The 26131-nt window shown below is 71.0% G+C and carries 23 protein-coding genes and 1 pseudogene; 11 read left to right on the forward strand and 13 right to left on the reverse strand.

The features are described 5' to 3' along the window. Positions 1-12: 12 nt before the first annotated feature. Genes ACFZBU_RS07355 through ACFZBU_RS07380 form a run of 6 tightly spaced genes read right to left on the reverse strand, consistent with a single transcriptional unit; the run spans position 13 to position 5899 of the window. Complete coding sequence (locus tag ACFZBU_RS07355; protein ID WP_391582526.1) at positions 13-1272, reverse strand: cysteine desulfurase; 1260 nt, start codon at positions 1270-1272, stop codon at positions 13-15. Continuing rightward, positions 1269-2033 (reverse strand): Fe-S cluster assembly ATPase SufC, encoded by a 765-nt coding sequence (gene sufC, locus ACFZBU_RS07360; RefSeq protein ID WP_391582527.1) that lies wholly within the window; start codon positions 2031-2033, stop codon positions 1269-1271. Before sufC ends, ACFZBU_RS07355 begins: the two co-directional genes overlap by 4 nt. 7 nt (positions 2034-2040) lie before the next feature. Beyond that, positions 2041-2358 (reverse strand): non-heme iron oxygenase ferredoxin subunit, encoded by a 318-nt coding sequence (locus ACFZBU_RS07365; RefSeq protein ID WP_355541499.1) that lies wholly within the window; start codon positions 2356-2358, stop codon positions 2041-2043. Further along, positions 2355-3587 (reverse strand): Fe-S cluster assembly protein SufD, encoded by a 1233-nt coding sequence (sufD, locus tag ACFZBU_RS07370; RefSeq protein WP_391582528.1) that lies wholly within the window; start codon positions 3585-3587, stop codon positions 2355-2357. Before sufD ends, ACFZBU_RS07365 begins: the two co-directional genes overlap by 4 nt. Positions 3588-3590: 3 nt before the next feature. Beyond that, positions 3591-5003 (reverse strand): Fe-S cluster assembly protein SufB, encoded by a 1413-nt coding sequence (gene sufB / locus ACFZBU_RS07375; RefSeq protein WP_020553549.1) that lies wholly within the window; start codon positions 5001-5003, stop codon positions 3591-3593. Further along, positions 5000-5899, reverse strand: coding sequence for a helix-turn-helix transcriptional regulator (locus tag ACFZBU_RS07380; RefSeq protein WP_391583060.1), 900 nt, complete (start codon positions 5897-5899; stop codon positions 5000-5002). Before ACFZBU_RS07380 ends, sufB begins: the two co-directional genes overlap by 4 nt. Before the next feature lie 200 nt (positions 5900-6099). Here ACFZBU_RS07380 and ACFZBU_RS07385 point away from each other — a divergent pair, with 200 nt between their 5' ends. The 3 genes from ACFZBU_RS07385 to ACFZBU_RS07395 all read left to right on the forward strand — a co-directional run bounded on the left by ACFZBU_RS07385 (position 6100) and on the right by ACFZBU_RS07395 (position 8881). Next, complete coding sequence (locus ACFZBU_RS07385; protein ID WP_391582529.1) at positions 6100-7029, forward strand: ABC transporter ATP-binding protein; 930 nt, start codon at positions 6100-6102, stop codon at positions 7027-7029. Between the two features lie 83 nt (positions 7030-7112). Continuing rightward, entirely contained in the window at positions 7113-7829 is a 717-nt protein-coding gene (locus tag ACFZBU_RS07390; protein ID WP_391583061.1) for an ABC transporter permease, read from the forward strand. Between the two features lie 92 nt (positions 7830-7921). After that, entirely contained in the window at positions 7922-8881 is a 960-nt protein-coding gene (locus ACFZBU_RS07395; protein WP_391582530.1) for a heme A synthase, read from the forward strand. A 75-nt stretch (positions 8882-8956) separates the two neighbouring features. On the opposite strand, the gene egtD is transcribed toward ACFZBU_RS07395, so the two are convergent. From egtD to egtA, 4 genes and pseudogenes are all read right to left on the reverse strand, one after another. Next, positions 8957-9934 (reverse strand): L-histidine N(alpha)-methyltransferase, encoded by a 978-nt coding sequence (gene egtD / locus ACFZBU_RS07400; RefSeq protein WP_391583062.1) that lies wholly within the window; start codon positions 9932-9934, stop codon positions 8957-8959. A gap of 147 nt (positions 9935-10081) precedes the next feature. Continuing rightward, positions 10082-10801, reverse strand: a pseudogene (gene egtC / locus ACFZBU_RS07405) (ergothioneine biosynthesis protein EgtC); the annotation flags it as partial. Next, a complete protein-coding gene (egtB, locus tag ACFZBU_RS07410; RefSeq protein WP_391582531.1) occupies positions 10801-12270 on the reverse strand; it encodes an ergothioneine biosynthesis protein EgtB in 1470 nt (489 codons plus the stop codon). The pseudogene egtC and the gene egtB, both read right to left, overlap by 1 nt. Continuing rightward, a complete protein-coding gene (egtA, locus tag ACFZBU_RS07415; RefSeq protein WP_391582532.1) occupies positions 12267-13517 on the reverse strand; it encodes an ergothioneine biosynthesis glutamate--cysteine ligase EgtA in 1251 nt (416 codons plus the stop codon). The genes egtB and egtA overlap by 4 nt, the downstream gene beginning before the upstream one ends. 359 nt (positions 13518-13876) lie before the next feature. Between egtA and ACFZBU_RS07420 the strand changes: the two genes are divergently transcribed. Together ACFZBU_RS07420 and ACFZBU_RS07425 are read left to right on the forward strand one after the other, a co-directional pair. Continuing rightward, positions 13877-14413, forward strand: coding sequence for a hypothetical protein (locus ACFZBU_RS07420; RefSeq protein ID WP_391582533.1), 537 nt, complete (start codon positions 13877-13879; stop codon positions 14411-14413). An 89-nt stretch (positions 14414-14502) separates the two neighbouring features. Next, positions 14503-14682: a hypothetical protein gene (locus ACFZBU_RS07425; RefSeq protein ID WP_391582534.1), complete on the forward strand. Its 180-nt coding sequence runs from the start codon at positions 14503-14505 to the stop codon at positions 14680-14682. Positions 14683-14699: 17 nt separating this feature from the next. Here the strand turns inward: ACFZBU_RS07425 and ACFZBU_RS07430 are convergent, their stop codons facing one another. Then, entirely contained in the window at positions 14700-15059 is a 360-nt protein-coding gene (locus ACFZBU_RS07430) for a hypothetical protein (protein WP_391582535.1), read from the reverse strand. Positions 15060-15200: 141 nt separating this feature from the next. Next, the gene (locus ACFZBU_RS07435; protein ID WP_391582536.1) at positions 15201-16145 is read right to left on the reverse strand and encodes a heme o synthase; all 945 of its coding nucleotides are present in this window, start codon (positions 16143-16145) and stop codon (positions 15201-15203) included. 425 nt (positions 16146-16570) lie between these two features. Between ACFZBU_RS07435 and tkt the strand changes: the two genes are divergently transcribed. From tkt to pgl, 6 genes are all read left to right on the forward strand, one after another. Next, complete coding sequence (gene tkt / locus ACFZBU_RS07440; RefSeq protein WP_391582537.1) at positions 16571-18661, forward strand: transketolase; 2091 nt, start codon at positions 16571-16573, stop codon at positions 18659-18661. Between the two features lie 126 nt (positions 18662-18787). Then, the gene (tal, locus tag ACFZBU_RS07445) at positions 18788-19900 is read left to right on the forward strand and encodes a transaldolase (RefSeq protein WP_391582538.1); all 1113 of its coding nucleotides are present in this window, start codon (positions 18788-18790) and stop codon (positions 19898-19900) included. A gap of 273 nt (positions 19901-20173) precedes the next feature. After that, entirely contained in the window at positions 20174-21856 is a 1683-nt protein-coding gene (locus ACFZBU_RS07450) for a glucose-6-phosphate isomerase (protein WP_391582539.1), read from the forward strand. Then, complete coding sequence (gene zwf, locus ACFZBU_RS07455) at positions 21853-23409, forward strand: glucose-6-phosphate dehydrogenase (RefSeq protein ID WP_391582540.1); 1557 nt, start codon at positions 21853-21855, stop codon at positions 23407-23409. Before ACFZBU_RS07450 ends, zwf begins: the two co-directional genes overlap by 4 nt. Next, entirely contained in the window at positions 23406-24578 is a 1173-nt protein-coding gene (gene opcA / locus ACFZBU_RS07460) for a glucose-6-phosphate dehydrogenase assembly protein OpcA (protein ID WP_391582541.1), read from the forward strand. Before zwf ends, opcA begins: the two co-directional genes overlap by 4 nt. Next, positions 24575-25330, forward strand: coding sequence for a 6-phosphogluconolactonase (gene pgl / locus ACFZBU_RS07465; RefSeq protein ID WP_391582542.1), 756 nt, complete (start codon positions 24575-24577; stop codon positions 25328-25330). The genes opcA and pgl overlap by 4 nt, the downstream gene beginning before the upstream one ends. A 98-nt stretch (positions 25331-25428) precedes the next feature. Here pgl and ACFZBU_RS07470 read toward each other — a convergent pair whose 3' ends face one another. After that, on the reverse strand, positions 25429-26037 hold the full coding sequence (locus ACFZBU_RS07470) for a hypothetical protein (RefSeq protein ID WP_391582543.1): 609 nt from the start codon (positions 26035-26037) through the stop codon (positions 25429-25431). Positions 26038-26131: the final 94 nt, after the last annotated feature.

Consider the following 26131-nt stretch of genomic DNA (forward strand, 5'->3'; position numbering starts at 1 on the left):
CTCCCGCCCCGTTCAGCCGAAGAACTGTCGAACATGTTCCAGCCCGGCCACGAGCGCGTCGACCTCGGCCGGAGTGGAGTAGAGGTAGAACGAGGCCCGCGTGGTCGCCGGCACGCCGTAGCGCAGGCACACCGGACGGGCGCAGTGGTGACCCACCCGGACCGCAATGCCCTGTTCGTCGAGCACCTGGCCCACGTCGTGCGGGTGGATGTCGCCGAAGGTGAAGGAGATCGCCGCACCGCGCGCCACGTTGTCCGCCGGGCCGATGATTTTCAGACCCTCGACGGCGTTGAGCGCGTCGATCGCGTACCCCGTGATCGCGTGCTCATGCGCGGCGACACGATCCATGCCGATCGCCGACAGGTAGTCGATCGCCGCACCGAGCCCGACCGCTTCCGCGATCGGCGGGGTGCCGGCCTCGAACTTGTGCGGCGCGGGCGCGTACGTGGACGCGCTCATCGTCACGGTCTCGATCATCTCGCCGCCGCCCAGGAACGGCGGCAGCTCCTCCAGCAGACCCAGCCGGCCCCAGAGCACGCCGATGCCGGTCGGGCCGCACATCTTGTGGCCGGTGAACGCGACGAAGTCGGCGCCCAGGGCCTGTACGTCCAGCACGGTGTGCGGCGCGGCCTGCGACGCGTCGACCACGACCAGGGCGCCGACGTCGTGCGCGCGGCGCACGATCGGCTCCAGGTCGTTGACCGTGCCGAGGATGTTCGAGGTGTGCACGACCGAGACGACCTTGGTCTCCTCGGTGATCACCTGCTCGATGTTCGACAGGTCGAGCCGGCCCTCGTCGGTGAGACCGAACCACTTGAGCTTCGTGCCGGTGCGCTGCGCGAGCAGCTGCCACGGCACGATGTTCGAGTGGTGCTCCATCTCGGTGATCACCACGTCGGCGCCCACGCCGACCTTGAACGGCTCGTCCGCCCAGGTCAGCATGTTGGCCACGAGGTTGATCGCCTCGGAGGAGTTCTTGGTGAAGATCACCTCGTCCCGGCTGGGCGCGTTGATGAACTCCGCGACCTTGTCCCGGGCACCCTCGTAGAGCGCGGTGGCCTCTTCGGCCAGCACGTGCACACCGCGGTGCACGTTCGCGTTGCTGTTCGCGTAGTACTGCGTCATGGCGTCGATCACCTGGCGCGGGGTCTGCGACGTGGCCGCGTTGTCCAGATAGACAAGCGGTCGGTCGCCGTGCAGGAGCCGTTCGAGGATCGGGAAATCCTTGCGGATCACGTCCGTGTCGAGCAGCCCCGGCAGGTGCACTGTCATGCAGTCTCCCCCTTGCCGGTGTACGCCTCGTAGCCTTCGTCCTCGAGCTTGTCCGCGAGCTCGGCGCCGCCGGACTCGACGATCCGGCCGCCTGCGAAGACGTGCACGTGGTCGGGCTTGATGTACTTGAGGATGCGCGTGTAGTGGGTGATCAGCAGGGTGCCGATCTCGCCGGTCGCCTGCACCCGGTTGACACCCTCGGACACCACGCGCAGCGCGTCGACGTCCAGACCGGAGTCGGTCTCGTCGAGGATGGCGATCTTCGGGCGGAGCAGCTCCAGCTGAAGGATCTCGTGGCGCTTCTTCTCGCCGCCGGAGAAGCCCTCGTTGACGTTGCGCTCGGCGAAGGCGGGGTCCATCTGGAGGCGCTCCATGGCCTCCTTGACCTCCTTGATCCACAGCCGCAGCTTGGGGGCCTCGCCACGGGTGGCGGTGGCGGCGGTGCGCAGGAAGTTGGACACCGAGACGCCGGCGACCTCGACGGGGTACTGCATGGCCAGGAACAGGCCGGCGCGGGCCCGCTCGTCGACGGTCATGGACAGCACGTCCTCGCCGTCGAGCAGCACACTGCCGCCGGTGACCTTGTACTTCGGGTGGCCCGCGACCGAGTACGCCAGGGTGGACTTGCCGGAGCCGTTCGGGCCCATGATGGCGTGGGTCTCGCCCTGCTTCACGGTCAGGTCGACGCCGCGAAGGATCTCGCGCGGACCGTTCTCGGCGTCCACACTGACGTGCAGGTCGCGGATCTCAAGCGTTGCCATAACGGACTCAGGACTCCTGGTTCACTTCGACATAGACGGCGCCGCCGTCGATCTTCACGGGGTACACGGGGACCGGCAGGTTGGCCGGGGGGCCCGAGGGGCGGCCGGTGCGCAGATCGAAGCGCGAGCCGTGCAGCCAGCACTCGATCGTGCAGTCCTCGACCTCGCCCTCGGAGAGGGAGACGTTGGCGTGCGAGCACACGTCGTTGATCGCGTACACGTCGCCCTCGGTGCGCACGAGGGTGACCGGGACCTCGTCGAGCACGACGCGCAGCGGCGTGTCCTCGTGCAGGTCGGTCTCGGCGCAGGCCTTGAGATAGCTCATCGGGCGCCGCCTTCGAGGCGCGCCTCGATCTGCTTCATCAGCCGCTCCTGGAGGTCGGCGAGGCCGACCCGGGAGATCACCTCGGCGAAGAAGCCGCGCACGACCAGGCGGCGGGCCTCGTCCGCCGGGATGCCGCGCGACTGGAGGTAGAAGAGCTGCTCGTCGTCGAAGCGCCCGGTCGCACTGGCGTGCCCGGCGCCGGCGATCTCGCCGGTCTCGATCTCCAGGTTGGGCACCGAGTCGGCGCGCGCGCCGTCGGTGAGCACCAGGTTGCGGTTGAGCTCGTAGGTGTCGGTGCCTTCGGCGGCGGCCCGGATGAGCACGTCGCCGATCCACACCGTGTGCGCGTCCGCACCCTGGAGCGCGCCCTTGTAGGTGACCAGGCTGCGGCACTGGGGCACGTCGTGGTCGATGAACAGCCGGTGTTCCAGGTGCTGGCCGGCGTCGGCGAAGTACACGCCGTACAGCTCGGCGTCGCCGCCCGGGCCGTCGTAGACCACGCGCGGGAACAGCCGGACCAGGTCGCCGCCGAGGGTGACCACGACCGACGTGAAGGACGCGTCCCGACCCACCCGGGTCAGGTGCGAGGCCACGTGCACGGAGTCGGCGTCCCAGTCCTGGATCGAGACGACCTTGAGCCTGGCGCCGTCGCCGACGATGAACTCGACGTTCTGCGCGTAGGTCGCGGAGCCGCTGTGGTCGAGCACGACGGTCGCCTCGGCGAACCGCTCGACCTCGATCGTGACGTGCCCGAACGCGGTGCCGCCGGCGCCGTGCAGGGTGACCACGACCGGCTCGGCGAGCTGGGTGTCCTTGCCGACCACGACGAGCGTGGCCTTCTCGAACGAGCTGTACGCCTGGGCCGCGACCCGGTCGACGGGCGCGCCGGCGCGGCCGATCCGCGCGTCGGAGCGGTCCACCGTCTCGACGGTGACACCCTCGGGCGCGGTCACCGAGACGGTGACCTCGCCCCGGTCGCCGCCCGCGGCGGTGCCGTCGTGCAGGCCGCGCAGGCGGGCCAGCGGGGTGAACCGCCAGTCTTCCTCGCGGCCGGTGGGCACCACGAAGTCGGCCACGTCGTAGGACGCGACGGCGACCTGACGGGCGTCCGCGGGCTGGGCGACCGAGCGACCGGTGCCGGGGCCGGCGAGCACGTTCTCGGCCCCGGCCTCGCGCACGGCAATCGATCCGGCGGTCGTGCTACCGGGAGTGTTGGTGTTCGCAGCCATGGACTAGCCCACAGCCCCTTCCATCTGAAGCTCGATCAGGCGGTTCAACTCGAGGGCGTACTCCATGGGCAGTTCGCGCGCGATGGGCTCGACGAACCCGCGCACGATCATCGCCATGGCCTCGTCCTCGGTCATGCCGCGGCTCATGAGGTAGAACAGCTGGTCGTCGGAGATCTTCGAGACGGTCGCCTCGTGACCCATCGACACGTCGTCCTCGCGGACGTCGACGTACGGGTAGGTGTCCGAGCGGCTGATCGTGTCCACGAGCAGCGCGTCGCACTTGACCGACGAGGTCGAACCGTGCGCACCCTCCTCGATCTGGACCAGACCGCGGTAGGAGGTGCGGCCACCGCCGCGCGCGACCGACTTGGACACGATGTTGGACGACGTGTTCGGGGCGCAGTGCACCATCTTCGAACCGGCGTCCTGGTGCTGGCCCTCGCCCGCGAAGGCGATCGACAGCGTCTCGCCCTTGGCGTGCTCGCCGAGCAGCCACACGGCCGGGTACTTCATGGTGACCTTGGAACCGATGTTGCCGTCGATCCACTCCATCGTGGCGCCCTCGTGGGCCACCGCGCGCTTGGTCACCAGGTTGTACACGTTGTTCGACCAGTTCTGGATGGTCGTGTACCGCACCCGGGCGTTCTTCTTGACGATGATCTCGACCACGGCCGAGTGCAGCGAGTCCGACTTGTAGATCGGCGCCGTGCAGCCCTCGACGTAGTGCACGTGGGAGCCCTCGTCGGCGATGATCAGCGTGCGCTCGAACTGGCCCATGTTCTCGGTGTTGATCCGGAAGTAGGCCTGGAGCGGGATCTCCACGTGCACGCCCGGCGGGACGTAGATGAACGAGCCGCCGGACCACACCGCGGTGTTCAGCGCGGAGAACTTGTTGTCGCCGGTCGGGATGACCGAGCCGAAGTACTCCTTGAACAGCTCCGGGTGCTCGCGCAGCCCGGTGTCGGTGTCCAGGAAGATGACGCCCTGCTCCTCCAGGTCCTCGCGGATCTGGTGGTAGACGACCTCGGACTCGTACTGGGCGGCGACGCCCGCGACCAGGCGCTGCTTCTCCGCCTCCGGGATGCCGAGCCGGTCGTAGGTGTTCTTGATGTCCTCGGGCAGGTCCTCCCACGAGGCGGCCTGCTTCTCGGTCGAGCGCACGAAGTACTTGATGTTGTCGAAGTCGATCCCGGAGAGGTCGGAGCCCCACGTCGGCATCGGCTTCTTGCCGAAGAGCCGAAGGCCCTTCATGCGCTGCTTCAACATCCACTCGGGCTCGGACTTCTTCGCCGAGATGTCCGCGACGACCTCTTCGGAGATGCCTCGTCGCGCCGAGGCACCGGCGGTGTCCGAGTCGGCCCAGCCGTACTCGTAGGTGCCCAGGCCCTCGAGCTCGGGGCGAGCGTCGGTGGTCATGAAGTAGTCCTCCCGGAAGCCGGGGTGGCGTCGGTCGATTCCCGCAGACGGGAAGGGCCCCGGCGCGGCGGATTCTTGTCTTCGCTGTTCTTGCGACCGGACGAGCCGGCCTTCAGGCCGGACGAAACGGCCTTCGGGCCGGACGAAACGGCCTTCGGGCCGGACGAGCCGACCCTGCGGCCGGTCGGACCGGCCGATTCAGCCTGTACAGCGGGAACGTGCGTGGTGCAGACGCCGTCGCCGTGGGCGATCGTCGCCAGCCGTTGCACGTGCGTACCGAGAAGGCGCGCGAACGCCTCGGCCTCGGCCTCGCAGAGCTGCGGAAACCGCTCGGCGACGTGAGCCACCGGACAGTGGTGCTGGCAAAGCTGCTCTCCGCCGGGTGCGGGCCGCGCACTCGCGGCATACCCGTCGGCGGACAGCGCCTCGGCCAGCGCTCGGGCCCGCTCCCCGGGGGGTGCGGACTCGACCGAGGGACGATACCTCTCCTCGCGCGCGGCAAGCCGCTCGCGGGCGAATTTCGTCACTGCCTCGTCGCCGAGGTGCTCGGCCACGAAGCTCAGCGCATCCGCCGCCAGCTCGTCGTACTCCTGGTGGAAGCCGGAGCGGCCGACGTCGGTCAGCGCGAACACCTTGGCCGGGCGACCCCGGCCTCGGCGCCCGTAGACGCGCTGCTCGGTGGCCTCGACGACACCCTCGGCGACCAGTGCGTCCAGATGGCGACGCACGCCCGCCGGGGTCAGCTCCAGTCGCTCGGCCAGGTCCGCCGCGGTGGACGGGCCGTGGTCGACGATCGAGCGGGTGACCCGGTGCCGGGTGCCCTCGTGACCGTCATGCTCGGGCGTGCCGACAGCCGCGGCGGGGGTCCGCCTCGGTGCCTCTTCGCTCGTTCGCATGTATTCCACAACACCATTGTTGCGTTAATCGGTCCCCAGACCAAACGGCGATCACGTGCGGTCCGTCACTTAGGTGTGCCTAACAACACACCTCGGGTCGCACCCGGCCCGACCTGCGGATTTCCTGACGGCCCGTCAGATGGACCGATCCGGACGACCCCGCCACGAGGGGTGCCGAGACCTTTCTAGACTGACTCGTCATGGACTCCTCGCCGCCGGCAGTCGCGATCACGGGCCTGGTCAAGCGCTACGGCGACAAGACCGCCGTGGACGGGCTCTCGCTCACCGTCGAACGCGGCCTGGTGACCGCGGTGCTCGGCCCCAATGGTGCCGGGAAGACCAGCACGATCGAGATCTGTGAAGGCTACCGGCGCGCCGACGCGGGCGAGGTGCGGGTGCTCGACCTGGACCCGGTGCGCGACGCCGCCGCGCTGCGGCCCCGGATCGGGGTGATGTTGCAGTCGGGCGGCGTGTACTCGGGGGCGCGCGCCGAGGAGATGCTTCGGCACGTGGCGAAGCTGCACGCCCACCCCCTGGACGTGTCGATGCTGATCGAGCGGCTGGGCCTGGGCTCGTGCGGGCGGACCACCTACCGGCGCTTGTCCGGCGGACAGCAGCAGCGCCTGGCGCTCGCGCTCGCCGTGGTCGGCCGCCCCGAGCTGGTCTTCCTGGACGAGCCGACCGCCGGACTCGACCCGCACGCCCGGCACGCCACCTGGGATCTGGTGCGCGAGCTGCGCGGCGACGGGGTGAGCGTGGTGCTCACCACCCACCTGATGGACGAGGCCGAAAAGCTCGCCGACGAGGTGGCGATCGTGGATCGGGGCCGGGTGATCGCGTCCGGCTCGCCCGAGGCGCTGTGCCACGACGGCGCGGAGAACTCGCTGCGCTTCGCCGGACCGCCCGGCCTGGACCTGGGCTCGCTGCTGAACGCGCTGCCGGAGGGCGCCAAGGCGCTGGAGGTGTCCCGCGGTGCGTACCGGATCGAGGGCGACATCGACCCGCAGCTGCTGGCCACGGTGACCTCGTGGTGCGCGCAGCACGGGGTGATGCCCGAGCGGCTGACGGTGGAACGACGCAGCCTGGAGGACGTGTTCATGGAGCTGACCGGACGGGAGCTGCGGAGTTGAGCGCGGTGGCGAAGGCTGCGGTATCGAAGGACGGGACGCGCGGTACGTTCGCGCCCGCGCCGGGGGCGGCGCCGCTGCGCCGGATGATCCTGGCGCAGAGCGCGCTGGAGACCCGGATGTTGCTGCGCAACGGTGAGCAGCTGCTACTGACGGTGATCATCCCGACGCTGCTGCTGGTGGTCTTCTCCTCGGCGGACATCGTGGACACCGGGGACGGCGAGCGGGTGGACTTCCTGACCCCGGGCGTGCTCGCGCTGGCGGTGTTGTCGACCGCCTTCACCGGGCAGGCGATCGCGACCGGGTTCGAGCGCCGCTACGGCGTGCTCAAGCTGCTCGGCTCGACGCCGCTGCCGCGGTGGGGGCTGATGCTCGCCAAGACGGCCTGCGTGGTCCTGGTGGAGATCCTCCAGGTGGCGCTGCTCGTGGTGATCGCGCTGGCGCTGGGCTGGTCGCCGCACGGCAATCCGGTGTGGGTGGTCCTGCTGCTCCTGTCGGCCACCGCGGCCTTCTCCGGGCTGGGCCTGTTGATGGCCGGGACACTGCGCGCCGAGGCCACACTGGCCGGCGCGAACCTGGTGTTCATCCTGCTGCTGCTGGGCGGCGGGGTGATCGTGCCGCTGGACAAGTTCCCCTCCGGGGTCGAGCACACGCTCGCGCTGCTGCCGATCTCGGCGCTGTCGGACGGGCTGCGGGACGTGCTCCGGGACGGATCCGGGCTGCCGCTGGGCGACTTGGCGATCCTGGCGGTCTGGGCGGTTTTGGGCCTGGGCGCGGCGGCGCGCTTCTTCCGCTGGGAGTGAGGTCCGCGAGCGCGGCGGGCGCGGCGCGGGATCGGCATCGGTCGACACCCCTGGTGCGCTTGTGAATTCATTCACGACGTAGCATGTCGCGCATGAGTCTGCAGGCCGTCTCCCCCCTCGTCGCCCGCCGGGTGTTCCTCGCGAACCTGGTGGCGCAGATCGGCATCGTCGTCACGGGCGGTCTCGTCCGACTCACCGACTCGGGCCTGGGGTGCGACACCTGGCCCCGGTGCGACAAGGACACCAGCGACTGGACGCCGCACCAGGCGGTCAGCCACCACGCGTACATCGAGTTCGGCAACCGCATGCTGACCTACGTGGTCGGCGCGATCGCGGTGGCCTGCGTGGTGGCCGCATACCGGCTGACGGTGCGCCGCAAGGACATCACCACGCTGGCCTGGATCCAGATCGGCACGGTCGTCGGCCAGGCCGTACTGGGCGGCATCACCGTGCTGACCGACCTGCACCCGATGGCGGTGGCCAGTCACCTGCTCCTGTCCATGCTGCTGATCGCCTCGGCGGTCGCGCTGTACGAACGCGGCGGCGAGGGCGACGCCCCGGCCCGGCTGCCGGTGCGCCCGGAGATCCGCTGGTTCGGCTACGGCACGCTGGCCGTGGCCGGCGCGCTGGTCGTGATCGGCACCGTGGTCACCGGCTCCGGGCCGCACGCGGGCGACCTCAAGGCCAAGCGTTTCGACGTGAACATCGACCAGATGGCCTGGCTGCACGCCGACCTGGCCTTCCTGCTCCTGGGCGCGGCCGTCGCCCTGGCCCTGGCCCTGCGCGTCACCGACGCCCCCACGGACGCCCAGCACCGCGTCTGGTGGCTGCTGGCCGTGCTGATCCCGCAGGGCCTGATCGGCTACATCCAGTACTTCAACGGCCTCCCCGAGTGGATGGTCCTCACCCACATGCTCGGCGCCGCCCTCACCGTGGTCACCGCCACCCGCGCCCTGTTCGGTCTGCGCATCCGCGGCGACGCATCGCCCGAAGCCGAGATCGGCCACTTCGACGACGCCGAACTGCGCGAACCGGTCGCCACCCGCTACTGACCGTCGGGCGCCGGCGCGGAAACGGGTCGAACCCTCGCGGGTTCGACCCGTTTCGATGTTCCGGAACCTCCCGGGTCAGCGGGTGGGGACCGCCAACAGGAGGGCGAAGCGCTCCCGGGGATCGGTCCACCAGTGGCGGATGGTGAAGCCTGCCGTGCCGAGTTCGGCTTCCAGCGGGGCGCGGCGGAACTTGGTGGAGATCTCGGTGCGCAGCAGTTCGTCGCGCGCGAAGTCGACGGAGAGGTCGAGGGTCGGGATCTTGACGGTCTGGTCGACGCGGGAGCGCAGGTGCATCTCGATGCGCTCCGCCTCGGCGTTCCACAGGGCGACGTGGTCGTAGGCGTCGGGGTCGAAGTCGGCGTCGAGTTCGCGGTTGAGCACGTGCAGCACGTTCTTGTTGAAGGCGGCCGTGACGCCCTGACTGTCGTCGTAGGCGGCGACCAGCACGCCGGGGTCCTTGACCAGGTCGACACCGAGCAGCAGGGTGTCGTCGGCGCTCAGGGCACGGCGCAGGATGCGGTAGAAGTCCACACGCTGGGCCGGGTCGAGGTTGCCGAGCGTGCTGCCCAGGAAGCTGAGCAGGCGGGGGCCGGGTTCGTCGGCCAGGGCCAGGTCGTGTTCGAAGTCGGTGACCGTGGCCGCGACCCGCAGCCCCGGGTAGTCGCGGCACAGCGCTTCACCGGCCTGGGTCAGCGCCGAGTCGCTCACGTCCAGCGGCACGTAGCGGTCCAGCGTGCCGGCGGCGGTGAGCGCGTCCAGGAGCAGCCGGGTCTTGCGGGAGGAACCGGAGCCGAGCTCGATCAGGGTGTGGGCCCCGGTGGCGGCGGCGATCTCCTCGGCGCGCCGGGTGAGGATCTCGTGTTCGGCGCGGGTGGGGTAGTACTCGGGCAGGTGGGTGATCTCCTCGAACAACTCGCTGCCGCGCGCGTCGTAGAACCACTTCGGCGGCAGCGACTTGGTCGGCGCGGTGAGGCCCCGGAGCACGTCGGCGCGCAGGGTGGTGTCGAAGTAGTCGGCCGGCAGCCGGTGGTCGAGGGTGAAGCGGCTGTTCATGGGACGCCGTTCCTGTGGGGCGGATGACGGACGTTGTGCCTGTGCGGCGGATGGCGGACGTGCGGCGACCGCCCGTACGGGGCGGATCGCGGCGATGCGGACACCGCCGCGGGTGGCCACGAGAAGGGAACGATCGGGTACCTCGACCCACGCGCCCCAGCCGCCGACCGTGTCCTCGTCGGGCTCGGAGGCGACCAGGACCCGCCCGGGGGCGGTGCGGTACCAGAGGGTGTCCCCGTATCGGGTGGCGAAGACGGTCGCCCCGTCGGTGAGCAACATGTTGAGCCGGGCATTCGGGCGCACCTCGGCGATCCCACGCACCAGCGAGGCCAGCGCCCCGCCGACGGGCTCGCGCCGGCGGAGTCGGCGCGCGAGCATGGCCCACAGCAGCGCCGAGTCGCAGCGCGCCTCCAGGGTCAGCAGGTCGGCCGGGTCGAGCGCGGGCCCGATCGGCAACCGGGTCCAGTCCGGGATCGCGCCGTTGTGGCTGAACAGCAGGCGGCCGTCCCGATACGGCGCAGCCGCGGCCTCGTCCTGGCTGGTGCCGGCGGTGGCGCTGCGCACGGCGGCCAGGAACGCGCCGCTGCGCACGGTGCGGGCCAGGTCGGGCAGATTCGGGTCGGCCCAGATCGGCAACGCCCGCCGGTAGCGGGCGGGTTCGACGTCCACGACGGCCTCGGCCGCGTCGCCGGAGCCCGCTTCGGCCGATCCGCCCGGGTACCAGCCGAAGCCGAAGCCGTCCACGTTGACCGTCCCGTAGCGCTGCCGGCGCGGCGCCCAGGACTGCTCGTACAGGCCGTGCGCCGGTTCCGTCAGCACCTCGGCGAGGGTGATCTCCGGTCCCAGATAGGCCAGATGACGGCACATCAGCGCACCTCCCGGGGCGCCGCGTCGCGGGCGGTCCGGAAGCCGGCGAAGATCTGCCGACGAATCGGCAGGTCCCAGTTGCGGAACGTGCCTCGGGCGGCCACCTCGTCCACGCCGAACGCGCCGCCGCGCAGCACCTTGTGGCCGGGGCCGAAGAACACCTCGGAGTACTCGCGGTACGGGAACGCCGCGAACCCGGGATAGGGAAGGAAGTCGGAGGCGGTCCACTCCCAGACGTCGCCGAGCAGCTGGCGGGCCCCGCACGCCGCGGCACCCGCCGGGTACGCGCCGGCGGGCGCCGGTTGCAGGTGCCGTTGGCCGAGGTTGGCGTGTTCGGGGGTGGGCTCCGCGTCGCCCCACGGATACCGCCGCGAGCGCCCACCGGCCGGATCGTGCCGGGCCGCCTTCTCCCACTCGGCCTCGGTCGGCAACCGCCGGCCGGCCCAGCGGGCGTAGGCGTCGGCCTCGTACCAGCACACGTGCAGGACCGGTTCGTCGGGCGGCACCGGTTCGGTCCGGCCGAACCGCCGGCGCAGCCACGTCTCCCCGTCGCGCCGCCAGAACAGCGGCGCGGTGAGCTCGGCCTCCTGTCGGTGTCGCCAACCCTGCGGACTCCACCAACGCTCGTCCGCGTACCCGCCGTCGGCGATGAACTCCTGGTAGGCCGCGTTGGTCACCGGCACGGTGTCCAACCAGAACTCCGGTACGTCCACGATGTGCGCGGGTCGTTCGTTGTCCAGCGCCCACGGGTCGGTGTCGGTGCCCATCTCGAACGGTCCTGCGGCGAGCAGGACTTCCTGCGGCAGGGCATCCACGTCGGCCGCTCCGGGTGTCGCGGGCGCGTCCAACACCGGTTCCCCCAGCCGCAGTTGGTGGGTGGCCAGCATGGTCTCGTCGTGCTGTTGCTCGTGCTGGGCGAGCATGCCGAACACGAATCCCTCGGCCAGGAGCGGGTCACCGCCGGTGTCGAGATCGACGGATTCCAGTACGCGCGAAGTGTGTTCGCGCACCATCCCGACGTATTCCCGGGCCTGCTCGGGCCCGAGCAGGGGCAGCGCGGGCCGGTCGGCACGCGGGTGACGGAATGCGTCGTACAGCGGGTCCAGGTCCGGACGCAGCGCCGGTTCACCGCCGGCCCGGCGGACCAGCCACAGCTCCTCCTGATTGCCGATGTGCGCCAGGTCCCAGACCAGCGGCGACATCAACCGGGAGTGTTGGGCGGTCAGTTCCTCGTCGGTCAGGCAGTCGGTGAGAGCCAGCGTCCGGGCTCGGGCCCGGGCCAGCGCGGCCCGGGCTATCGTCCGGCGGTCGGCGACCGGGGGCTCGACGTGCGCGTCCGTCGGCTCTGCCGATCGCGTGGATCGGGTGGGGCCGGCTTCGGTCGGCTGTGCGGCCTGCGACCTCGCTCGCCGGGACCGCTTCGACTGCTTCGACGCCTTCGGCGACTGCGACGGCTTCAACGACTTCATCGACTGGTCCTTTCCAGCAGGTCGTCCGCGGGACATCGGCCCCGTTCGGCGTAGCGCCTGGTGAATTCGGCGACGGCCGCACGGAGCGGTCCGGGGGTGCCGTTGTCGGAGAGGGCGTTCTCGGTGGCCGCGAAGCACGCCCGAATCGCCTTGCCGAGTACCGGGTCGGCGGGCCCGAGTCGGGCGGCCCGGCTCCAGACCGAATCGGTCGGCACCGCCGAGCCGTTCGGACACAGCGGCTCGGTCGCCTCCCAGGCCGCCTCGGCCGCGACCGGGTCGTCCAAGAGGGTGGCGGCCATTGCGGCGGGGACGACCCAGTCGTCACCGCGCTGGGCGTCGATCATCCGCAGCTCCAGCCAGCCACGCGGGCGGACCGGCGGGAAGAGCGTGGTCAGGTGGTAGTCGAGATCCTCCAGGGTGGGTGGACGCACTCCGGGTGCGCCGCGCAGCCAGGAGCGGAAGGTCAGCCCCTCGGGTGCGGTCCAGCCGTCCGCCGAACTGCCGCGTACACACAGCAGCGGGGCGTCCAGCGCGTAGCACGCCCATGCGGCGCGCGGGTCGGGGTCGGCTCCCGGCGGTGGTCCCGGCGGCCGGGTGCGGCCGGGGTCCATCCGGGCCCAGACGAGTTGTCGGGTCGACCGCCATCCGGTCGGTTTGCCTTGCCACAGCGGGGAGTTGGCGAACGCGGCGACCAGTACGGGGCCGAGTCGGTGGGTCAGTTCCCAGCGTGATCGGTAGCCCCGGCGGCCCTCGCCCTCCTCTCCCGCATCCAGGTTGACCTGCACGGACGCGGTGCCGCGCATCATCATCCGGCCCCATGCGCCGTCCCGGTCGAAGTACGCCTCCATGGCCCGGTAGCGGGGATGGTCCACGATCCGTGGCGGGTCCTGATACGGCTCCAGGCCGTGGCCGGCGAGCACCAGTCCGCTCGCCGCCAGCGCCTGCTCCAGGGCGGCCGTGTCGGCCCGGAGGTCCTGGGCGCATCGGGCGAGCGAGGTGGCGGGCGGTGAGCTCAGCTCGACCTGCCCACCCGGCTCGCGGGTCAATCCGCTGCCGAACGGCAGCCCCTGCGCCTTCAAGGGGGCCAGGGCCTCGTCCAGCCGCTCCGGCGCCACCTCCCGGCGGGCGTCGGCGCCGTCGTGCACGATCCATTCCAGCTCGATCCCGACCCGTGCGGGTGGGCCGGTCTTGAAGCACACGCCGTGCACGTGGGCCTGTGCGTCGTCCTCCTTCAGAGCGGTAGCCATCGCCCTCTCACTCCTTCGGTCCATCGTGTGGTCCCGTGGTCCGGTCCCGGTCGAGGTCCCCGGTTCGGTCCCTCATGTCACTTTCCCGCTCTGCTGTACCCGGCGAACAAGACCGGAACACCCGTACCCCCGTGAACCCCGAACCACGCCCACGTGGCGCCCGAACGGCTCCGGGACGAGCCCGCCTGGTTGCCCTGGGTAGTCCCGGGCGAAATCCGCAGGTGGCGTGCGGGGGCGTGGGCGCGGGCGTATCGCTCGACACGGGAGGGCGGGGCGTCGGCCATCCGCCCGGTCTCGGGCCCGGGTCCGGATCCGCCTGGCCGGCCGGCGATTCATCGGTCCGTGCGAGGACGCGACCGGTGCTGGACAACGCCGTACGCGTGCCCTGTCATGGTGCGATGACCGCCGCGCAGCCGACGCCGACCCCGATGCCGCCCATCGACCTGGACGGCTACACCGGCAGGCACGAGCACGACCATCCGTTGCATCGGGAGCGCGGGTTCGCCTTCTTCGCGCCGGCGCCGGAGGGCGCCGCGGAGGATTCGGGTCACCGGTTCGAAGCGGCTCGGCGCGACAGGCTGCTCTTCGACCTCGCCGCCTGGCACCACGACGTCGCGCCGACGTACTTTCGGGCCCGGGCCGCGGAGGACCGGGCGCACGAGGCGGTGCGGGTCGGGGACGAGGATCCGACCGACGAGCGCCACGACGCGGCGGTGCGGGCGGTCCGGGCGTACGCATGCGCCCGCTCCGATTTGCTCGTACTCCTCGACCGGCAGCCGATCCCGCGCGGCGGCGAGCCCCTCTACGAGCGGTACGTGCCCGAGCGGACCCGGATCGATCCGACCACCCTGACCCCCGAAGCCGACCTCCGCCGCCGGGTGGGCCTGCTGCCTTAGGGCGCGTATGTGGCGCGATCAACAGGTGGTCCGGGTGAGGCGCTCGATCCGGATGAGGCGCCCCCCGCAGCGGACATCAGGAGGACGCGTTGGAGCGACGGACGTTGTTGGGGATCGGGACGGGATCGGCGGTCCTACCCGCCTGGTGGGCCGTGCGGCAGGTGAACGAACTCGACCGCGACGGCTACTCCACCAAACTGTGGTTCGACCGTCGCAGCGACACCGTCCGGTTCCGGGCACTCGACCCGTACGCGGGGCCGCCCGCGTGATGTCGTGAACGACCGGATCAGCCCTGCGAGCCGCCCAGTTGCAGGCCCGCCATCCGGGACCACTCGTACTTGGTCGTGCGCACCTTCGCCGCGAGGTCGTTCGGGAACTCCTCGTGCAGCGTGACGCCCGCCTTGGCGATGGCCGCCCGCGCGATGTCCGGGTCGCGGACGACCTGGTCGCCCCACGCCCCGTCGGCCCCGACGAGCACGATCCGGGTCGCGTCGCGCCCGACGTACTCGACGATCGCGTCGCCCCCGCCGCCGTGTGCGGCGGTGAAGCGCTCGATGTGCTTGGCGATTCTGCGCACCTGTCGCTCGACCCGCGCATCCGGGGAACCCGGGTCCGGCGTGGCCGTCGTGGTCTCGGTGTCCGTCATGGCGCCCACATTACCGAGGGCGCGCCGCCGGATCCGGGCGAATGCGCGTGGTCCGGATCACGTCACCCTCGATCGTGCGATCCACTTGGCCCCCGGCGGCCGATCGGATCGGAAAAGCCGGACCGCAGCATCCGAATCGGATCAGAACAACAGCGGGTCGACCGCCACCGCGACGAACAGGAGGGTCAGGTAGGTGATCGACCAGTGGAACAGCCGCATCTCCTTGAGTTTGCCACCCGTGATCTCGGCCTTGGCCCGACGCTGGAGGCCGTGCGCCTCCCACAACCACGCGATGCCCAGCAACGCCGCCGCGATCGGGTAGAGCGGGCCGGTGTCCGCGGCCGGCCACAGCAGCATCGAGACGCCGACCATGACCCAGCTGTAGGCCACGATCTGGTTCGCCACGACCTTGTTGCCCGCGACCACGGGCAACATCGGCACGCCGGCGTTGGTGTAGTCGTCGGTGAACTTCATCGACAGCGGCCAATAATGCGGCGGCGTCCAGAAGAAGATCACCGCGAACAGCACCACCGGGGCCCAGTCCAGCGAATTGGTCACCGCGGTCCAGCCGATCAACACCTGCATGCAGCCGGCGATGCCGCCCCACACGATGTTCTGCGGCGTGCGCCGCTTGAGCAGCATCGTGTAGACGACCACGTAATAGAAGATCGCGAAGACCGAAAGCGCCGCGGACAGCGGATTGACCAGGAACCAGAACCACGCGGTGGAAACCACGCCCAGCACGCTCGCGAACACGATCGACTCGCGCGGCGACACCATTCCGGTGACCAGCGGCCGGCGTTCGGTGCGGTGCATCAGCCGGTCGATGTCCCGGTCGAGGTACATGTTGAAGGCGTTCGCGCTGCCCGCGGAGAGGTAGCCGCCGAACACGACCAGGAGCACCAGACCCAGGTCCGGCAGGCCGTGCGCCGCGAGGAACATCACCGGAATCGTGCTGATCAGCAGCAGTTCGATGATGCGCGGCTTGGTGAGGGCCACGAATGCGAGAATCCGGGCCATCGGCGGGCGGGCGCCGGCGGGCGCATTTCCCACCAGCCCGGCCGGTCGGGATTCGACGGCTGTCACGAACACCCCATCAGCAGCGTTTTCGGCCGGGCCCGGGTGTCGCCCGGAAGCCGGTTTGCTCGTCAATATGTAAGCGGTATGCAAGCGGCGTCGGAGCGTCCAGGCCCGGACCCACTAGCAGGAAACTGTAGTCCCTCACCAGGGGCACAAACCCTCGGGGGCATGCCCGCAGCACCGCCGGGTAGCCGAGACGAAGGTCGCCGTGCGTCCGGCCCCGTGCCCACCGTGGGTCGCACCCGGCCCCCGCGTATCTCCCGTCCTGTCCACAAAGTGAAAGTCACCACCCGCGTGGGCGTCCTCCGAGCGAGGGACCATGTCACCCCCGGTAGGCTCGGCCACGTGCCTGAGGCGCCGGGGCGAAGGTCCCGAGCCGGCCGCTTTTATTCGGCCTATCCCGGAAGACCCCGGAAGGAGCCCTGAACAGGGTGAGCACCAAGCCGACCCCCGACAACAGCTCTCTCGACTGGAGCGACCTCGACAAGCGAGCCGTCGACACCGCTCGCGTGCTGGCGATGGACGCCGTTCAGAAGGTCGGTAACGGCCACCCCGGAACGGCCATGAGCCTGGCCCCCGCGGCCTACCTCATCTGGCAGAAGTTCCTGCGCCACGACCCGACCGACCCGGACTGGACCGGCCGCGACCGTTTCGTGCTGTCCCCGGGGCACACCAGCCTGACCCTGTACACGCAGCTCTACCTGTCCGGCTACGGACTGACCCTGGACGACCTCAAGTCGTTCCGCACCTGGGGCAGCCGCACGCCCGGTCACCCCGAGCACGGCCACACCGCCGGCGTCGAGACCACCACCGGGCCGCTCGGCCAGGGCGTGGGCAACGCGGTCGGCATGGCGATGGCCGCCCGCTACGAGCGCGGCCTGTTCGACCCCGAAGCCGCCCCCGGCACCTCGCCGTTCGACCACACCATCTGGGTGATCGCCTCCGACGGCGACCTGGAGGAGGGCATCTCCGCCGAGGCCAGCTCGCTCGCCGGTCACCAGAAGCTGGGCAACCTCGTCGTGGTCTACGACGACAACCACATCTCGATCGAGGGTGACACCGAGACCGCGTTCAGCGAGGACGTCCTCGCCCGCTACGCGGCCTACGGCTGGCACACCATCCGGGTCGAGCCGCAGGCCAACGGCGACATCGACGTCGAGGCGCTGCACGCGGCGCTGGAGGCGGGCAAGGCGGAGACCGGCCGGCCGACCATGATCGGCATGCGCACGATCATCGCGTGGCCCGCGCCGAACGCGCAGAACACCGGCAAGGCGCACGGCTCGGCGCTGGGCGCCGAAGAGGTCGCGGCCACCAAGAAGGTGTTGGGCTTCGACCCGGAGCAGAGCTTCGAGATCGCCGACGACGTGCTGGCGCACGCCCGCAAGGTGGTCGACCGCGGCCGCGCGGCGCACGACGCGTGGAAGAGCGCGTTCGCCAAGTGGGCCGAGACCAACCCCGAGCGCGCCGCCGAGCACGCCCGGATCTCCGCCCGCCGGCTGCCCGACGGCTGGGAGAAGGTGCTGCCGGAGTTCGAGGCCGGCAAGCCGGTCGCCACCCGCAAGGCCTCCGGCAAGGTGCTCGCCGCGCTCGGCGCGGTCATCCCCGAGCTGTGGGGCGGCTCGGCCGACCTCGCCGAGTCGAACAACACCACGATCGACGAGGGCAGTTCGTTCCTGCCCGAGGGCAACCCGCTCGAGGGCGCGAGCCCCTACGGCCGCACCGTGCACTGGGGCATCCGCGAGCACGCCATGGGTTCGACCATGAACGGCATCGCGCTGCACGGCGGGACGCGCATCTACGGCGGCACGTTCCTGGTCTTCAGCGACTACATGCGCCCGGCCGTGCGGCTCGCCGCGCTGATGAAGCTGCCCACGACGTACGTGTGGACGCACGACTCGATCGGCCTGGGCGAGGACGGCCCGACCCACCAGCCGATCGAGCACATCGCGGCGCTGCGCGCGATCCCCGGCCTGGACGTGGTCCGCCCGGCGGACGCGAACGAGGTCGCGGTGGCATGGCGCAAGATCCTGGAGACCACGGACCGCCCGGCTGGCATCCTGCTCACCCGCCAGGACGTACCGACCTGGGACCGCACCGAGTTCGGCCCGGCCGAGGGCACCGCGCGCGGCGGTTACGTGCTTGCCGAGGCGTCCAGCGGCACCCCGCAGGTGATCCTGATCGGCACCGGCTCCGAGGTGCAGACCGCGGTCGCGGCGCGCGAGGTGCTGGAGGCCGAGGGCGTGCCGACCCGGGTCGTCTCGCTGCCCTGCCTGGAGTGGTTCAACGAGCAGGACCAGGCGTACCGCGAGCACGTGCTGCCGCCGTCGGTCAAGGCGCGCGTGTCGGTCGAGGCCGGCATCGCGCAGGGCTGGCGCGAGCTGGTCGGCGACGCGGGCCGGATCGTCTCGCTGGAGCACTTCGGCGCGTCGGCGGACTACAAGAAGCTGTTCGCCGAGTTCGGGCTGACCCACGAGGCGGTCGTTTCGGCCGCTCGGGAATCCCTGGCGCACGCCGGTAGCTGAAGATCACGTAACCCTGTGGGCGGTGTCGGGTGGCAACACCCGCCCGACACCGCCCACGCCGGGCGCCGATCCGCCGCCCACGAGGCGGCCGGGTCCGGCCGCCGACTCGATAAGGAGCAAAGTGTCATGACGGAACCCCTGCGTCGCCTGTCCGCCGAGGGCGTGGCCGTGTGGCTCGACGACCTGAGCCGGACGCGGCTGGAGTCCGGCAACCTGCAGGAACTCGTCCGCGACCGCGAGGTCGTCGGCGTGACCACCAACCCGGCGATCTTCCAAAAGGCGATCACCGGCAACGACGTCTACGACACGCAGCTGCGCGACCTCGCCGTGCGCGGCGTGACCGTCGAAGAGGCCGTGCGGATGATCACCGCGGCCGACGTGCGCCGGGCATGCGACGTGCTGAGCCCGGTCTACGACGCGACGAACGGGGTGGACGGTCGGGTCTCGATCGAGGTCGACCCGCGCCTCGCGCACAAGACCGAGCCGACCATCGCCGAGGCCCGCCAGCTGTGGTGGCTCGTCGACCGGCCGAACCTGTTCATCAAGATCCCGGCCACCAAGCCCGGTCTGCCCGCGATCTCGCAGGCGCTCGCCGAGGGCATCAGCGTCAACGTCACGCTGATCTTCTCGCTGGAGCGCTACCGCGCGGTGATGGAGGCCTACGTCGAGGGCATCGAGCGCGCCCGCGCGGCCGGCCTGGACATCTCCAAGATCGAGTCCGTGGCGTCCTTCTTCGTCTCCCGCGTGGACACCGAGATCGACAAGCGGCTGACGGCGCTCGGCACGGACGAGGCCAAGGCCGCGGCCGGCAAGGCGGCCGTCGCCAACGCGCGGCTGGCCTACCAGGCCTACGAGGAGGTCTTCGGCACGGAGCGCTGGCAGGCCCTGGCCGCCGCCGGCGCCCGGCCGCAGCGCCCGCTGTGGGCCTCGACCGGCGTCAAGGACCCGGCGTACCGCGACACCATGTACGTGGACGACCTGGTCGTCAAGGGCGTGGTGAACACGATGCCCGAGGCCACCTTGGACGCGGTCGCCGACCACGGCTCCATCACCGGTGACACCGTGCACGGCACGTACGAGTCGGCCCAGGCCGACCTGGACGCGATCGCCAAGCTCGGCATCTCCTACGACGAGGTCGTCGACCTGCTCGAAGAGGAGGGTGTCGAGAAGTTCGAGACCTCCTGGAACGAGCTGCTCGCGTCCGTGCAGGGCGAGCTGGAGCGGCTCGCCAAGGGCTGACGCCCGCCGGACCGACGAACGACCCGCGCCACGACCGCAGGCCGTTCCGCGGCCGCGGACCGCATGGATCGCAGGCCGTGTGGTCGCAGGTCGTGGCAGCGCGGACCGCAGGACCGCAGGACCCGGTCGGCCTCCCTCGCCGACCGGCGCAGCACCCCTTCGTCCCGTCGCCGCCGAACGTGACCCGTTCGGCGGCGACAGGACGGATACTCCACGCAATCAGGGCATGATTTCAGCACACTCCCACCCCATTAATAGGAGGGCTGACCGCCCGTGGTACACGCAAACGACGAACGCGTGACCGCCGGCGGCGTGGACGTCACCGTTTCCGGTGACCTATCGCACGCCGCCGCAGTCGCCGAAGTCATCACCGCCTGCGTCGTGGACAAGGTGCCCGCGCGCCTGGTCGCCTCGGACGCCACGCTGTGGGGTCCGGAGGCCGAATCGCTGGCCGCGATCCGCCTGGGTTGGGTGGATCTGCCCGCCTCCTCGCGAGCGTTGCTGCCGCAACTCGCCGAACTGCGCGAGCGCTTGAGCGCCGAGGGTCTGGACCACGTGGTCCTGGCCGGCATGGGTGGCTCGTCGCTGGCGCCCGAGGTGATCACCGCCACCTACGGCAAGAAGCTCACCGTGCTGGACACCACCGACCCCGCCCAGGTCCGCCGCGCGCTCGGCGAGGACTTGGAGCGCACCGTCGTGGTCGTCTCCAGCAAGAGCGGCGGCACCGTGGAGACCGACAGCCACCGCCGCGCGTTCGAACAGGCCTTCCTCGACGAGGGCCTCACCAACGACCAGTTGGCCGGCCGGATCGTGGTCGTCACCGACCCGGGATCGCCGCTGGAGAACACCGCGCGCAACGCCGGCTACACGATCGTGCTCGCCGACCCCAACGTCGGCGGCCGCTACTCGGCGCTGACCGCGTTCGGCCTGGTACCCAGCGCGCTGGCCGGCGTGGACGTCGAGCAACTCCTCGACGACGCAGCCGCGCTCGCCCCCTCGCTCGCCGGCGACCGGGACAACCCGGGCCTGCTGCTGGGCGCGGTGCTCGGCGCCGCCGCCAACCACGGCCGGGACAAGCTCGTGCTCGCCGACACCGGCGACATCGTCGGTTTCGGCGACTGGGCCGAGCAGTTGATCGCCGAGTCCACCGGCAAGCAGGGTCGCGGCATCCTGCCGGTCGTGGTCGAGGGCATGGACGCGCCCGGCTTCGACCACGCGGTGGGCGCCGACGCGGTGCGTACCGTGATCGGCGACGAGGACATCGACCGGCCCGAGGCCGACCTGCGCGTGTCCGGCCCGTTGGGCGCGCAGTTGCTGCTGTGGGAGTACGCGACGGCGGTTGCCGGCCGGGTGATCGGCATCGACCCGTTCGACCAGCCGAACGTGCAGGAGTCCAAGGACAACACCGGCGCTCTGCTGACCAAGGCGGGCGACGACGGCCCGCTGCCCGTGGGCACACCCGCGTTCGTCGACGGTGCGGTCGAGGTGCACGGCGACGCCGCACTCCTGGACGGGGCGAGCGACCTCACCGGTGCGCTGCGCGCGCTGCTCGCGACGGTGCCGGACAACGGCTATGTCGCGGTGATGGCCTACCTGGACCGGCTCGGCGACACCGACGCGCCCAAGTTGCGCCCGCTGCTGGCCGAGGCACAGGGCGGCGAGCAGGTCACCTTCGGCTGGGCGCCGCGATTCCTGCACTCCACCGGCCAGTTCCACAAGGGCGGGCCTGCGGTCGGCGTGTTCCTCCAGATCACCGGCGCGAACGCCGAGGACCTGGACGTGCCCGGCAAGCCCTACAGCTTCGGCCGCCTGCAACTGGCCCAGGCGCTCGGCGACCTCGGCGCGATCACCTCGCGCGAGCGCCCGGTGCTGCGCCTGCACCTGACCGACCGCGCGGCCGGACTCGAGCAACTGCTCGACGCCGCCCGCGCCCTCGCAAACGGAGCGGCTCGATGAGCCCCAAGGCCCCCAAGTCCGAGCCGGCCGTGTGGCCGGAGAACCCGCTGCGCGACCCGCAGGACCGCCGGCTCCCGCGCATCGCCGGCCCCTCCGGCCTGGTCATCTTCGGCGTCACCGGCGACCTGTCCCGCAAGAAGCTGATGCCGGCGATCTACGACCTGGCCAACCGCGGCCTGCTGCCGCCGGGCTTCGCGCTGACCGGGTTCGCCCGGCGCGACTGGGAGAACCAGGACTTCGCCCAGGTCGTCTACGAGGCGGTCAAGGAACACGCCCGGACCCCCTTCCGGGAAGAGGTTTGGCAGCAGCTGTCCGAGGGATTCCGGTTCGTCCAGGGCGAGTTCGACGACGGCAAGGCGTTCGACCAGCTGCGCCAGACGATCGACGAGCTGGACGAGCAGCAGGGCACCCAGGGCAACCACGCCTTCTACCTGTCGGTGCCGCCGAAGGCCTTCCCCGAGGTGGTTCGCCAGCTCAAGGAGCACGGGCTCGCCGACCCCAAGGCCGACTCGTGGCGCCGCGTGGTGATCGAGAAGCCGTTCGGGCACGACCTCAAGAGCGCGCGCGAGCTGAACAAGGTCGTCGACGAGGTCTTCCCGCCCGAGGCGGTCTTCCGGATCGACCACTACCTGGGCAAGGAAACCGTCCAGAACATCATGGCGTTGCGCTTCGCCAACACCATGTTCGAGCCGCTGTGGAACCGGTCCTACGTGGACCACATCCAGATCACCATGGCCGAGGACATCGGCATCGGCGGCCGGGCCGGGTACTACGACGGCATCGGCGCCGCGCGCGACGTGATCCAGAACCACCTGCTCCAACTGCTCGCGCTGACCGCGATGGAGGAGCCGGTGTCCTTCGACGCCGACTCGCTGGTCGCCGAGAAGCTCAAGGTGCTCAGCTCGGTCAAGCTGCCCGACGACCTGTCCCGCGGCACCGTCCGGGCCCAGTACACCCGCGGCTGGCAGGGCGGCGAACTGGCCAAGGGCTACCTCGAAGAGGACGGCATCCCGCCGGACTCGCGCACCGACACCTACGCCGCGATCAAGCTGGAGATCGCCAACCGCCGCTGGGCGGGCGTGCCGTTCTACCTGCGCGCGGGCAAGCGGCTCGGCCGCCGGGTCACCGAGATCGCGGTGGTCTTCCAGCGCGCGCCGCACCTGCCCTTCGACGCCACCGCGACCGAGGAGCTGGGGCAGAACGCCCTGGTCATCCGGGTGCAGCCGGACGAGGGCATGACGGTGCGGTTCGGCTCCAAGGTGCCGGGCACCGCGATGGAGGTGCGCGACGTGAACATGGACTTCGCGTACGGCGAGTCGTTCACCGAGTCGAGCCCGGAGGCGTACGAGCGCCTGCTGCTCGACGTCCTGCTCGGCGACGCGCCGCTGTTCCCGCGGCACGAGGAGGTCGAGCTGTCCTGGAAGATCCTCGACCCGATCGAGGAACACTGGGCGCAGCACGGCAAGCCCGAGCCCTACGTGTCCGGGACCTGGGGTCCCGACGCGGCCGACGAGATGCTCGCACGTGACGGACGGAGCTGGCGCCGCCCATGATGATCGATCTGACGGACACCAAGTCGAGCAAGATCAATGCCGCACTGGTGGAGGCCCGCCGCGGGATGGGCAGCCCCACCCTGGGCATGGTGCTCACCCTGGTCATCGTCACCGACGAGGCCAACCAGTACGACGCGATGAAGGCCGCGGGCGAGGCCGCCCGCGAGCACCCGTCGCGGATCCTGGTGGTGATCGGCCGCCCCGGCCAGGAGATCGCTCCGCGCCTGGACGCCGAGGTCCGGGTCGGCGACTCGGGCGTGGGCGAGACCGTACTGCTGCGCATGCACGGCGAGTTGGCCGATCACGCCGAGTCGGTCGTGCTGCCGCTGCTGCTGCCGGACGCGCCGGTCGTGGTGTGGTGGCCCGGGCGGGCGCCGGAGGTGCCCAGCAAGGATCTGCTGGGCGCGCTGGCCACCCGTCGGGTGACCGACGCCGCCGCGCCGCCGCGCCGGGCCGATGTGCTGCGGCTGCGGGCGAGCGCGTACACGCCGGGCGACACCGACCTGGCCTGGACCCGGACCACGCCGTGGCGCAGCCTGCTGGCCGCGGCGCTGGACCAGAAGTACAGCCGGATCCTGGGCGCGAAGGTCGGCGCGAAGGCGGGCAACCCGAGTGCGGAACTGCTCGCGCTGTGGCTCACCGACCGGCTCGAGGTCGACGTGGAGCGGGTGGAGACCGGTGGCCCCGGGATCACCTCGGTGACGCTGGTGACCGAGGACGGCGAGATCGTGATCGACCGCCCGGACGGGATGATGGCGTCGCTGTCCTCGCCCGGCCAGCCGGACCGCGTGGTCGCGCTCAAGCGCCGCGAGGCCTCCGACCTGGTCGCCGAGGAACTGCGCAGGCTGGACCCGGACGACGTGTACGCGGCGACGCTGGCCCGAGCCGCGTTGGAGGCGGCGCGGGTGCCTTCCGCGGCCTCGTTCACCGAGTCGCCGGTGTCCCAGACGCCGGTGCGGGACGTGGAGCGGGTCGAGGAGGGCGAGGCGCCGTTGCGCCGGGCGACCAAGGAGGTCGGTACGGCTCCGCCGCTCAAGCGCACGTCCGGTGCGGCGGCCGGCAAGCGGGTCGAGACCCGCAAGGCGGTCGACAAGAGCGAGGGCAAGGCCGCCGCGGCCAAGCCCGCGGCGCCGCGGGCCGCCCGGAAGAAGAAGGGCGACGGCGCGTGAGCGCTCACGGCCCGGTCCGGGTGCACGCCGACACGGCGCTGATGGCCAAGGCGGCCGCGACCGGGCTGATCCAGCGGGTCGCGGACGCGCAGGCCGAGTTCGACGTGGCGCACATCGTGCTGACCGGTGGCCGCAACGGCAACGCGCTGCTGCACGAGTTGTCGCTCACGCCCACACTGGGCGCGATCGATTTCGACCGGCTGCACATCTGGTGGGGCGACGAGCGCTTCCTGCCGGCGGGTCACCCCGACCGCAACGAGACGCAGGCGCGCGAGGCGCTGCTCGACACGGTCCCGGTGCTGCCCGAACTGGTGCACGCGATGCCGGCCAGTGACGGTCCGGACGGCGACGACGTGGACGCGGCGGCGCGGCGCTATGCGGCGGAGCTGGCTGCCGCCGCATCGGACGGCGCGGCCGTGCCGGCCTTCACGCTGGCCATGTTCGGGGTCGGCCCCGACACGCACGTGGCGTCGCTCTTCCCGGGCTTCGCCGCCACGGCGGAGTCGACCCGCACGGTGGTCGCCGTACGGGAGGCCCCCAAGCCCCCGCCGACCCGGATCACCCTGACCTTCCCGGCGATCCGAGCGGCGCACGAGGTGTGGTTGCTCGCCGCGGGCGAGGACAAGGCCGACGCGGTCGCGACGGCCCGGGCTTCGTCCGACGCGACGAAAACCCCGGCGGCCGGCGCCTACGGCACGGGCGCCACGCTGTGGCTCCTCGATCGAGCGGCGGCATCGAAACTACCGAACTGAATCGACGCCCCGCGGTCGGCGGTTCCTCTTCCCGCATGCCGCCGGGCCGGCCCCTCCCCTCGTGGGAGGGGCCGGCCGAGGTTGGTGGTTCCGGATGATCAGGAGTGCCAGATCTCCCTGATGTCGGTGATCTCGTTCGCCGCGTTCAGGGTGATGTCGTACACGCCGAAGGAGGAGCACGTGTTCGCGCCGTCGTCCTGGTGGGTCAGGCACTTGTCGATGTGATCCCAGACCTGGCCGAGGGACTCCGCCTTCTTCGGCGGCGGGCCGGCCAGGGTGCCGGTGGCCTTGGGTGCGAACAGCAGCGGCGTCTGCTCGGCTCCGATCGCCTCGAAGTGGCCGTCATTGGGGTCACAGACGAACTTGGTGTTCTTGTAGTACAGCGAGTCCTTGGTGGGCCGCTTGATCGGTTGCACGACCTTGTGGCCGGGCTTGGGCGTGTACGGCGCACAGTCGCCACCGGGTTCGGCCGACCCGCCGCCGGCCGACGGCTTGGCCGACTTCGGTGCCCGGGTGCCCGCCGGGCCGGAAGCGGTGGGACCGCCGCCCGACGCGGGTGCCACGACCGGTGCCGTGCCGACCGGTGTGTCGGCCGCCTTCGGCGTGTCCTTCTTGTCCTTGTCGTCCGCGTTGCACGCGACCAGCGTGAGCGCGGCGACTGTCGCGGCGGTGATCCCGCCCAACATCCTGCGAGTCGTCGGATACATCGAACCCCCTGTGCGCCGGGCGCCAAACGCCCGTACTTCGATGGAACTCGCACACATTAGCGATCTTGGGATCGTGCCGACGCAGAACCAACAC

This window comes from Embleya sp. NPDC008237, assembly GCF_042956465.1.
Classification (GTDB): Bacteria; Actinomycetota; Actinomycetes; order Streptomycetales; family Streptomycetaceae; genus Embleya.